Here is a 10,918-nt window from a genome sequence, read left to right as displayed (position 1 = left end):
GCCTCGCTTTGCTCGTCGGCGCTACGTTTCGCAGCTCGCTATTCGCTCGGCCCTGCAGCCCTTCGGGCTTCGGTCTGGCGCTATGGGCCACTGCTGCACATCGCTAGGCCAGCTCGCTTTTAGCTATTTCCTCTTCGCTTAAGTCAAGTGAATAGCTAGCCAACTAAAATACATTTTTCTATGCGATTATCTCTATTCTTGCTCTTTTTCCCCCTTTTCCTTTTTGCCCAAAAAGGACCTTATGCCCCCTACGGAGGCGTATTTACCCCCAAAGGCCAACTCAAAGCCCTTTTGGTCCCTGTCTATTTTACTAATCAACCCCAATCTAACCCCAATTTTAAAAATCAAGACCACTATTTAGCCAACTGGGATGGCCAAAATCCTAATATGCTCCCCAATCCTATTGACCTAAAAACAGGCCGCTGCCCCAGCTTTATGGCTAATAATAGCAGCGATTTTGAACCTGAAAATTTAAGCAAGATGGGCGTTAATGCTTCTTCGCTCTTTTTTCTTCAATCTCAAGGGCAATTTCAATTTACCATTGAGGTTTTTAAAGATAGTATGGGCCAAGCCGCTGCCGTGGGCATCGACCCTAGCGGCGGCCGCAGCTGGTCCGATATGAACCGCAAAGCCCTTTTTGCCATGATGGCCACTAACCCCAATTTGCCCCTTAGCCATCTGGACCAAAGAACAAATCGACCCAATTTCCAATTCAATAACCAAAATACAGCCCCCGATAGCTTACTCGATTATGTCATTTTTGTCTATCGCTATTCCCCTAATTGGAGCCAACAACCCGCCCCCGGCATGAACCGCTGGCTGGGCTCTGGAGGCGGCTTTGCCAGCCCTGGCAGCATTGGCCTCGAAAGCTATCAAGGCTATAGCATCCAACAAGGATTTACCATGATGTGGGGCTCTAATGTGTTTGTCCACGAATTGGCTCACAGCCTCTTTAATGCGCCCCACTTTTTTGGGGCCAATCAAGCCGTTGGCGATTATTTTAGACGGCCTGCTATTGGCTGGGGCGCTACGAGCACGATCCCCATTTTTCAACTTTTTAATGCCTGGGAAGCTTGGTATATGGGCTATTTGCCCAATTTGCGCAGCTTAGAGCTGGATTTTGGTCAAAAAGAGGTCTTGGCTCTAGGCGATTTCTGCACTGAACAGGAAGCGCTCCGCATTCGGCTGCCGCAGGGCCAAGGCCAATGGCTCTGGCTAGAGCTGCACCAAAAATTACATCCCTTTGATGAACACGCTTGGGCAGGACAGCAGCTGGGCCAATTGCAATTGAGTGGTACCCCTGCTGGACTCTACGCTTATTTAGACGATACAGGCATAGATAGCCTGCAACAAATTGTTCGGGCACTTTCGCCAGCCTGTAATGCGCTCTATCCCATTAATGCAGCTGGAAATTACGATTATACTTATATCCAAGAAGAACCTAAACGCAATGCTTGGGGAAACCCACTTTACCGTTTCCAGCGCCTAAGGCCCAATGCCATTAGTGGAACCAATCCCTTTTTCTTTTTTCGGGCCGATCTGAATCAAGATGGAATTATTGCCTATAACCGTAACTATAATGGGGGCCGAAATGAGGGAATGCCCATTATTTATGAGCAAAATGATACAGGCGGCTATAGCGAACTCTACCAAAGTTTTGGTATGCAGGGCGTAGAACCTTTGCCTCAAGGCTATCGAACTCAAGCGTTTGGTCCAGGAGATCAACTTTGGGCGGGAGGAAATCCAGCTTTGGTCCATTACCCAAAATATGATTTTAGAAAGGATATTCAGGCGCCTTATCGCTTACAAGACTTACACCTTCGGGTGCTGGCAACAGAAAACCAGCGCTATATTTTAGAAATTGAGCGCAAAGCCATTGAATTAAAGGAGGGCCAAGATTGGGCTGGAGAAATTATTTTGCCCAATTGCAGTGAAGATGAGCAAGTAGATCTCATTTTGGCCAAAAAACAAGTTTTGCAATTGCGTCCTTCAGGTACAGCCAATCGGAGTCTACAACAAGCAAATGGCAGCTTTGTGGGGCCTACAGTTTTGACTTTAGCGCAGGGAAGCAGTTGTTATTTGGCCAAAAAATCTAGACTTTATATTGCTAAAGATTGCCAATTGAAACTAGAAAAGGGGGCTAAAATTACGTTGGGCCCCAAAGCCAAAATTATCATTGAAAAAGGGGGGGAGCTAATAGCTGAAAAAGAGCAAGTAGAATTGGGCCGCAGGGCTAAAATCATCAAAAAGTAGAGTTGGTCCAATACTTTGTTGGCCAGAAGAGAGCACCGCCTTAGGGCTTTATACAACGATGATGGCGCAGCCAAACGGCCCTCTCGCTGGCTGAATAGCCAGCGAATCGGCTGAGGGGCTGTAGCAGGGCCGCCGAAGGCGGCAGACCAAAGCCCGTAGGGCTGCAGGGCCGAGCGAACAGCGAGCTGCGAAATGGCCCGACCCGCCCGCAGGGCGGGGCAGCCCCAAAAAGAAATAGTAAAAGTGTTTTTAAATGCACTTATGTTTGTTTTTCTGCTTGGAATGGTTAGGTTTTTGCTGTTTAGTGTATTATAGTGCACAATTAAATGCAAAAAAATGGAGTGGATACATTTGGCCAAGCAGATTAAATCGAGGCGAAAACAGCTTAAATTAACGCAGGAAGAGTTAGCGGAAATAGCTGGTGTAAGTTTAAGGGCTTTGAAGCAACTGGAATTGGGGAAGGCGAATCCAACGCTCAGGACCTTGTTTTTACTGGGGGATACAATGGGGTTGAGATTGAACTTTGAAATTAGAACAATAGATAGTGATGCGAAAAGCGACAGTTTTATTTAAAGGGGAAGAGGCGGCTGATATTTGGCAGGAAAAAGATGGCAGTTTTGGCTTTCGTTATCGGGATGCTTGGTTTGCAGATCCTTTGCGGCCTAGTATAATTTTTAGGATGCCGAAAAGTCAGCAGGAATATCGGTCAGAGCACCTTTTTGCTTATTTCTTTAGCATTTTGCCAGAGGGAGGCTTTCGAAAACGTCTTTGTCGGGATTTAAAAATTGATGAGGATGATGATTTTGGGCTCTTATTGCGCTTGGCAGTAGAAGATGCTACTGGGGCGATTACCTTAAAAGATGTAGAGGATGTTTAGACGTTGTTTGTGTTGTTTAGGGCCTTTAAAAGCACGAGATGTAGATTATGATAAAAGGTGTTTAGATGTATTATTTGATGGACAACCTTTAGTTAATCGAATTAACTTAGCTAGGTCAGCTCCAAGTACAGCTAAACTTTTATCTATTTCTGGCGTACAGGAAAAAAAGGCTATCGTGTTGGATGGAGGGATTTTGCGTTTAGCACAAAAAGGAGAGCTTAGTCATTTTTTTGCTAAGCCTATAGGGCTTTCTGAGCATAAAAAAATGACTTTAATGCCAGCTAATGAGCATTTAAGTATGCAATTAGCTTGGCAAGTTTTTGGGATAGAAGTAGCAACTAATGCCTTAATAAGAGTAGGGGAGGGGGATTTTGCGTATTTATGTAAGCGCTATGACCTGATTGGGGAACAACGTCTCAAGCAGGAAGATTTTGCGGCTTTATTGGGCAAAACATCAGCCACAGATGGGACTTTTTACAAGTATAAAGGAAGTTATTTAGAGCTATTTGAAGTGCTAAGAGAAGTTCCTACCTATAAAATAGAGTCTAGGAAGTTATTTGAGCTTATCGTATTTAATTATTTGATTTCCAATGGAGATGCGCACTTAAAGAATTTTGCCCTACTAGAAAGACAAACAGGAGACTACGGATTGAGTCCTGCTTTTGATTTGTTAAATACGCGTCTACATATAGAAGATAAAACCTTTGCTTTAGATGGCTTATTACCTGCGGAATTAAGAAAAGGGAAAGTCAAGGCTCAATTTTACAAATTGGCAGATTTAGCTGCTCTGCCTATAAGCTGGGTAAATCGTTGTTTTAAAAGATTTTTATCGGAAGGGGTAAATCAAAGAGTAGAAGCGCTAGTAAACAGCTCTTTTTTAGATGAGAAGACTAAAAGGCAGTATATACAACTTTTCCAAAGCAGAAGAAATAAATTATTGCGTTAGCTTAGAAATACTATTTCCCCAAAGCCTGATAACAAAGCTCATGAATTCTAGTCCGAATATCTAAGCGAATAAGCTGCATATTTTCGCTATCTGGATAAGTTCTATTGGATAAAAATATATAAATCAGCTCATTATCGGGGTCGGCCCAAGCGCCAATGCCGGTAAAGCCCAGATGTCCAAAAGTATTGGGCGATGCTTGTTTGGCTACATTAATGGAAGCGTTGGGGTCGGTAATTTCTTTGCGATCAAAGCCCAAGCCTCGGCGAGAGCGGGAACTATATTGCTTCGTAAATAGGGCAATTGTGCTCTCTTTGAGGTATTGGCGGCCCTTATAGTTGCCTCCATTGAGCCAAAGCTGATAAATAGCGGCTAGTTCTTGGCCCTGAGAAAAAAGTCCCGCATGTCCAGAAACCCCAGCCAGCATAGCCGCGCCCATATCATGCACATCGCCTTGGACCTTTTGGTAGCGGTAGTATTTATCTTCTTCGCTGGGAATAATCTGGCTTTTGCTAATTTTTCGATTTAAGGGGTTGAAGCCCGTATATTCTAGGCCCATAGGCGCATAAAAATGCTCTTGAACATATTGATCTAGGGTTTGTCCACTTACTTCTTCTACCAAACGAGCAAATAAATAGAAGCCTAAATCGCTGTATTTATAGTTGGTCCGCCCCCTGAGGTCTTGCTGAATAATACGGTCCCACAAATAGGGCTTTACCTTATCTTTATGGAAATAAAGCCCCTCTGCAATCCGAACTTGATAAGGATCTTGAGGTTTTTTGCGATAGAGGCTATCCATTGGGCGCTTATTCTCATCCAAGGTTTTGGCATAAAAGGGGATCCAAGGCTTGAGCCCCGCCTGATGCGCTAAAACAGCCCGAATTTTCAAATTGGCTTTGTTGCTGCCCTTGAGTTCAGGAATATATTGGCCCAATGGAGCATCCAAATCAATTAAGCCCCGCTCATAAAGGTGCATGAGGGTCATGGTTGTAGCCGCTACCTTGGTTACAGAAGCCAAGTCATAAACATCATCTAAGCGCTGTGGACGCTTTTTGGCGTAGGTATGATGACCGTAGGCCTTATGAAAAACAATTTTTCCTGATTTGGCCACAAGGACTTGGCAACCAGGGGTGGCCTTTTTGCGAATCGCTTCTTCGGCAATTTCATCAATCTGATTTAGAATATCGCTGCGCATGCCCATAGATTCGGGACTCTCGGCCTGGGGCATACGGAAAACCTGGGTTTTGACGCCTAAGCCCGCTTTTAAGTTTTTACTGGCCGAAACAGGCAGTTGGCCCATAAAAGATTGAGCGCCAACTACAGCTCGAGCAGCCTGAATTTGGGCCGAGCGATCGTTCACATAAGCACAAGAGAGATAGGGAACTTCTTCAAAATAGCCCAAGCTATAAGGACTGCCAAAGGCGATAAGTACGACCTTGGTCTTTTTGCTCAGCTTTTTGACAAATCGCTCCACTGAACTCGATACCCCAAAACGATCTTTTTGCTTTCGACGAAGACGATCAAGAGCCACAAAGACAACTTCTTGCTGCCCCAATTGCTGCAATAAACGCCGCTCTTGAGCTGCCGAAATCCTTGTGCCCGCATAAAAATGCTGCTGAATGCCATAGCGCTGCAGTTCTAATTGAAAACTATTTTTACGGCCAGAACCAATGCAAAGACTCGCTATTTTTCGTCCCTTGATTTGACGAAGCGGTAGCAGGCTATCGGGATTGGCCACTAGGGTCAAACTCTGCCCTAATATTTTCTTATATAAATCTTGGGCCGCTTGATTATTGATATTTTTGACCACATTTTTAGTCGATACGGGCTTGTAATTCGCCAATCCCGCTCTGTATTTAGCTCGTAAAATCTTGCGGATGCGCTGTTCTAGGTCCTCCCAACTCAAATCGCCTTTTTTCAAGGCGGCCAAAATCATTTTTTTAGATTGTGCCACTCTTTGAGACATTAATAGGATGTCATTCCCCGCTTTTAGGGCTTCTACATCGGCTTGGCCAGGCCCATAATGCTTGGCTACCCCCTGCATATTCATGGCATCGGTAATGACAAGGCCCTTAAAGTTGAGCTCTTCTTTGAGGAGCTTTTGGATGGTGGCGTAGGAAAGGGTGGTGGGCCGCTTCTCTCTAGGGTCTAGAGCCGGAATATTCAGGTGGGCCACCATAATAGAGCCCAAACCTTGGGGAATCAACTGCCGAAAAGGATAGAGTTCTAGGCTATCCAATCGACTCCTAGGATGTTTGATTTGCGGTAAATCGTAATGAGAATCGACATCCGTATCGCCATGTCCCGGAAAATGCTTGGCGCAGGCCATTAGCCCATGATCTTGCATGCCTCGCATATATTGATAGGCTTTGGCCGTAACATTGCGTTTTTGCTCGCCAAAAGAGCGGTCGCCAATCACGGGATTTGCGGCATTGTTGTTAATATCAACTACGGGCGCAAAATTGATATGAATGCCAATATGCTGGGCTTGTCGAGCCACTTCTTTCCCAAAATCATAAATCAGGCGATTGTCGGGCAGGGCCCCAAAAAGCAATTGTCGAGGGTAATTAATGATAGAGTCGAGCCGCATGGCTAGGCCCCATTCGCCATCAATAGCCACTAAAAGCGGGACTTTTGGCGCCCAAGCTTGGTACTTATTACAAAGACTAGCTGCTCGAGTAGGTGGGCCTTTAAAAAGCACGACTCCGCCCAAATGCTCCTTTTGGATCAGGTTTTTCATACGGATTTCATCATTTTTGCCCTGCAATGGGTAGGCGGCCACCATAAAAAGTTGGCCCAGTCGCTCTTCGGGGCGCATGCTTTCCCAACGCTCATTAATCCAAGCTTCTTCCTGCGCCAAAATGCGAGTTTCTAGCGCTTGGAGTTGGGCTTTTTGCCGAAAAAGTTGAGGGCCAAGCTCTGGAGAATCAGGGGGTAGGCTCGATTGGCACATCAAAAAGCTAAAAAAGAGGATGGGCATAAAGGCCAGATAGCCAAGACGAAAGCGCATAAGTTGGATGATTTAAGGCGATGAATATTTTTTGGGGCCTCCGCTGCGCTGCGCTTGCGGCGCTACGTTTCGCAGCTCGCTGTTCGCTCGGCCCTGCAGCCCTACGGGCTTTGGTCTGCCGCCTTCGGCCACCGCTGCGCAGCGCTGGGCCGATGCTGCCTGGGCCTCAGTGGCTAGAGTAGGAGAGGGGGGAGCATTTTTCTTTTAGCGCAAAATAAGGCAGTGTAAGGAGTTTTGGAGAGCAGAGAAGCGAAAAACTTTTTTTTGGGACCAAAAAGGCCGAAGAAGGTCCTGCAAAGCAAAGAAAAAGGTAGAGCGGCCTAGCTGCCCGCAAGGGTGGCCGTAGGCCAGACCGAGGCGGCGGCAAAGCCGCCGCCAAAGGGCCGAGCAGGCTTGCGAGCCCTGAAGGGGAGTGGCGGGCGTAGCCCGCAGGCCCCTAAAACTAACTGATAATCAGTTAGAAAGCTTTTTTTTGAAAATAGCGCCTAAAAAGTTTAAAAAACTGCCTAAAAGTTTAAAAATCATTTTAATAAAACTAGAATTAGTGTTACCTTTGCAAACGCTTAGGCAAACCCTTAGTCCATCTAAGGGCAGTTATTTATTGTCTCTGTTTATCTGTAAAAATAATTATTAGATGCCAACTATTAATCAATTAGTACGCAACGGAAGGAAGCTTATCGTCAAGAAGAGCAAGGCCAGAGCGTTGGACGCATGTCCTCAGAAACGCGGTGTCTGTACTCGTGTATACACGACTACACCCAAGAAGCCTAACTCAGCTTTGCGTAAAGTAGCCAAGGTACGTTTGACCAATGGTATCGAGGTAATTGCTTACATTCCTGGTGAGGGTCACAACTTGCAGGAGCACTCAATCGTATTGGTACGTGGTGGTCGTGTAAAAGACCTTCCTGGTGTACGTTATACAATTGTACGTGGTGCTTTGGATACTGCGGGTGTAAACGATCGTAAGCAAGCTCGTTCACGTTATGGTACCAAGCGTCCTAAGGCTGCGAAGAAGTAATTCGCACTTAGACGAAGATCCTTATTTGTTGAGGTAAACCCTAGAAAAGCTGGGGTTGAAGAGTGGACCAGCCCTTAGGGGGCAGTTACTTTTCGAAGTTCACGCAACGACATTAAAATTTAAGACATGAGAAAACGTAAACCGAAGGTGCGGCAAATCGAGCCCGATCCGCGCTATGGAGACAGCACGATCACAAGATTCGTGAATATGATGATGTTGGATGGCAAGAAGAGCACGGCATTCCGTGTATTCTATGATGCCATGGACATTGTAGGCGAGCGCTCTGAGGGGGAAGAAACCGCTCAGGAGGTATTTCACAAAGCGCTTAAGAACGTAATGCCTCAGGTAGAGGTGCGTTCTCGCCGTATTGGAGGGGCTACCTTCCAAATTCCCACAGAAATTCGTCCGGGTCGCCGGATGTCAATTGCCATGAAGTGGATGATCAAGTACGCCCGTGCGCGTTCTGGTAAAGGGATGGCAAACAAACTCTCTCAAGAAATTTTAGCTGCAGCTAAAGGTGAAGGCCAGGCTGTGAAGAAGAAAGAAGATACGCACCGCATGGCTGAATCTAACCGTGCATTTGCTCACTTCGCACGCTAATCAACTCTATATATTTTATTTTAACCTTTTTCAAAAGCCACCAAAGTCATGGCAAAGAAAGACCTAGTATTCACTAGAAACATTGGTATTGCTGCACACATTGATGCCGGTAAGACCACTACCACTGAGCGGGTATTGTTCTACACTGGTTTGACTCACAAGATCGGTGAGGTTCACGATGGTGGAGCTACCATGGACTGGATGGAGCAGGAGCAGGAGCGTGGTATCACGATCACCTCTGCTGCAACAACCACCAGCTGGAAATGGCAAGATCAGTCTTACCACGTAAACATTATCGACACACCCGGTCACGTAGACTTTACTGTAGAGGTGTCTCGTTCTTTGCGTGTATTGGACGGACTCGTGTTCCTTTTCTGTGCTTCTAGTGGGGTACAGCCTCAGTCTGAAACTAACTGGCGCCTAGCCGATGGTTTCAAAGTTCCTCGTATCGCATTCGTAAACAAAATGGACCGCACTGGTGCTGATTTCTTCGGTACTGTTCAACAAATGCGCGACATGTTGGGTGCTAATGCTATTCCTCTTCAGGTGCCAATCGGTTCTGAAGATGATTTCAAAGGTGTAGTAGACCTTATCACTGGTCAGGCTATCGTTTGGAATGAACACGATATGGGTATGACTTATGAGGTAGTAGAAATGCCTGCTGACTTGGAGGATACTGTAGCTGAGGCTCGTGAGCAATTGCTAGAAGCTGTTGCTGACTATGATGAGTCTTTGTTGGAGAAATTCTTTGAGGATCCTGAGTCTATCTCAGCTGACGAAATCCGCACAGCGATCCGTTCTGCTGTATGTGATATGAGTATCATCCCTGTAATGTGTGGTACTGCATTTAAAAACAAAGGGGTACAAGCTGTATTGGATGCCGTATGTGCATTCTTGCCTTCTCCTTTGGATGTAGAGGAAGTAAAGGGAACTAACCCTGAGACAGAAGAAGAAGAGGTTCGCCCCGCTTCTTACGATGCTCCTTTCTCTGCTTTGGCATTTAAGATCGCTACTGACCCCTATGTAGGTCGCTTGGCTTTCTTCCGCGCTTACTCTGGTGTACTCGAAGCTGGTTCTTACATTCTCAACACTCGTTCTGGGAAGAAGGAGCGTATCTCTCGCCTCTATCAAATGCACTCTAACCAACAGAATGCAATTCCTGAAGTAGGTGCTGGTGATATCGCTGCTGCTGTAGGATTTAAGGACATCAAAACTGGTGATACTCTTTGTTCTGTAGACAACCCGATCGTTTTGGAAAGCATGACTTTCCCCGAGCCTGTAATCGGTTTGGCGATCGAGCCTAAAACTCAGAAAGATGTAGAGAAATTGGGTATGGCTTTGGCCAAACTCATGGAGGAAGATCCTACTTTCCGCGCTACATATAATGAGGAAACTGCTCAAACCGTAATTAGCGGTATGGGTGAGTTGCACTTGGAAATCATCGTGGACCGCCTCAAACGCGAGTTCAAAGTTGAAGTTAACCAAGGTGCTCCTCAAGTAAACTATAAAGAGGCTCTAACTACTTCTGTTACTCACCGCGAACGCTTGAAGAAACAGTCTGGTGGTTCTGGTCTATTTGCCGATATGGAGTTCGAACTCGGACCTGCTGATGAGGAATTCCTCGAAAGCGAAGAGTTCAAGTCTGGTAAGGCACGCTTGCAATTCGAGTGGGCTATCGTAGGGGGATCTATCGATAAAGCTTATATCAACCCCATCACTAAAGGCTTTGAGTCTATGATGGACAATGGTGTATTGGCTGGATACGGTATGGACTCTATGAAAGTTCGCGTTTATGATGGATCTATGCACAACGTTGACTCTAAGCCTATCGCTTTTGAGCTTTGTGCTAAAGAAGGTTTCAAGGCCGCTGCTCGTCAGACTAAGCCCGTAATCATGGAACCCATCATGAAATTGGAAGTAATCACTCCTGAAGAGTACACAGGTACAGTTATTGGCGACCTTAACCGTCGTCGTGGCCTCCTAAAAGGTCAAGAAGGACGTGGTGGCGCTATCGTTGTAAAAGCTGATGTACCTCTATCAGAAATGTTTGGTTATATCACTGAACTACGTACCCTAACTTCTGGTCGTGCTTCTTCTACTATGGAGTTCTCTCACTATGCTCAGGCTCCTGAGGGAATCGCCAAGAAAGTAATCGAAGACGCTAAGGGTGTCGCTGGTTAGTCATAAATTTTAAAAGCCGCCGCTTTCCATTTGCTG

The 10,918-nt window shown here is 45.9% G+C and carries 8 protein-coding genes; 7 read left to right on the top strand and 1 reads right to left on the bottom strand.

The window, feature by feature from the left end:
* Positions 1-180: 180 nt before the first annotated feature.
* From PPO43_RS06965 to PPO43_RS06950, 4 genes are all read left to right on the top strand, one after another.
* On the top strand, positions 181-2,253 hold the full coding sequence (locus PPO43_RS06965; RefSeq protein ID WP_272621084.1) for a hypothetical protein: 2,073 nt from the start codon (positions 181-183) through the stop codon (positions 2,251-2,253).
* 336 nt (positions 2,254-2,589) lie between these two features.
* Entirely contained in the window at positions 2,590-2,826 is a 237-nt protein-coding gene (locus tag PPO43_RS06960; RefSeq protein ID WP_002658994.1) for a helix-turn-helix domain-containing protein, read from the top strand.
* Positions 2,801-3,130 (top strand): HipA N-terminal domain-containing protein, encoded by a 330-nt coding sequence (locus PPO43_RS06955; protein WP_015692212.1) that lies wholly within the window; start codon positions 2,801-2,803, stop codon positions 3,128-3,130. Before PPO43_RS06960 ends, PPO43_RS06955 begins: the two co-directional genes overlap by 26 nt.
* Positions 3,123-4,076 (top strand): HipA domain-containing protein, encoded by a 954-nt coding sequence (locus tag PPO43_RS06950; RefSeq protein WP_272621083.1) that lies wholly within the window; start codon positions 3,123-3,125, stop codon positions 4,074-4,076. Before PPO43_RS06955 ends, PPO43_RS06950 begins: the two co-directional genes overlap by 8 nt.
* 10 nt (positions 4,077-4,086) lie before the next feature.
* On the opposite strand, the gene PPO43_RS06945 is transcribed toward PPO43_RS06950, so the two are convergent.
* Positions 4,087-7,083 (bottom strand): glycoside hydrolase family 3 N-terminal domain-containing protein, encoded by a 2,997-nt coding sequence (locus tag PPO43_RS06945; RefSeq protein ID WP_272621082.1) that lies wholly within the window; start codon positions 7,081-7,083, stop codon positions 4,087-4,089.
* A gap of 634 nt (positions 7,084-7,717) precedes the next feature.
* On the opposite strand from PPO43_RS06945, the gene rpsL reads away from it, so the two are divergent.
* The 3 genes from rpsL (at position 7,718) to fusA (ending at position 10,882) form a co-directional block, all read left to right on the top strand.
* A complete protein-coding gene (gene rpsL / locus PPO43_RS06940; RefSeq protein ID WP_270100555.1) occupies positions 7,718-8,101 on the top strand; it encodes a 30S ribosomal protein S12 in 384 nt (127 codons plus the stop codon).
* Between the two features lie 126 nt (positions 8,102-8,227).
* Positions 8,228-8,701, top strand: coding sequence for a 30S ribosomal protein S7 (gene rpsG, locus PPO43_RS06935; RefSeq protein WP_272621081.1), 474 nt, complete (start codon positions 8,228-8,230; stop codon positions 8,699-8,701).
* Positions 8,702-8,749: 48 nt separating this feature from the next.
* On the top strand, positions 8,750-10,882 hold the full coding sequence (fusA, locus tag PPO43_RS06930) for an elongation factor G (RefSeq protein ID WP_272621080.1): 2,133 nt from the start codon (positions 8,750-8,752) through the stop codon (positions 10,880-10,882).
* Positions 10,883-10,918 lie beyond the last annotated feature (36 nt).

Source organism: Saprospira sp. CCB-QB6, from assembly GCF_028464065.1.
Taxonomy (GTDB): domain Bacteria; phylum Bacteroidota; class Bacteroidia; order Chitinophagales; family Saprospiraceae; genus Saprospira.
The sequence above is the reverse complement of the archived record's forward strand: the minus strand, read 5'-3'. Positions and strand labels throughout refer to the sequence as shown.

Excerpts from the sequence above, each read along its gene's own strand:
- PPO43_RS06965 (WP_272621084.1), top strand. The coding sequence starts at position 181 with ATGCGATTATCTCTATTCTTGCTCTTTTTCCCCCTTTTCCTTTTTGCC.
- PPO43_RS06960 (WP_002658994.1), top strand. The coding sequence starts at position 2,590 with ATGGAGTGGATACATTTGGCCAAGCAGATTAAATCGAGGCGAAAACAG.
- PPO43_RS06955 (WP_015692212.1), top strand. The coding sequence starts at position 2,801 with ATGCGAAAAGCGACAGTTTTATTTAAAGGGGAAGAGGCGGCTGATATT.
- PPO43_RS06950 (WP_272621083.1), top strand. The coding sequence starts at position 3,123 with ATGTTTAGACGTTGTTTGTGTTGTTTAGGGCCTTTAAAAGCACGAGAT.
- PPO43_RS06945 (WP_272621082.1), bottom strand. The coding sequence starts at position 7,083 with ATGCGCTTTCGTCTTGGCTATCTGGCCTTTATGCCCATCCTCTTTTTT.
- rpsL (WP_270100555.1), top strand. The coding sequence starts at position 7,718 with ATGCCAACTATTAATCAATTAGTACGCAACGGAAGGAAGCTTATCGTC.
- rpsG (WP_272621081.1), top strand. The coding sequence starts at position 8,228 with ATGAGAAAACGTAAACCGAAGGTGCGGCAAATCGAGCCCGATCCGCGC.
- fusA (WP_272621080.1), top strand. The coding sequence starts at position 8,750 with ATGGCAAAGAAAGACCTAGTATTCACTAGAAACATTGGTATTGCTGCA.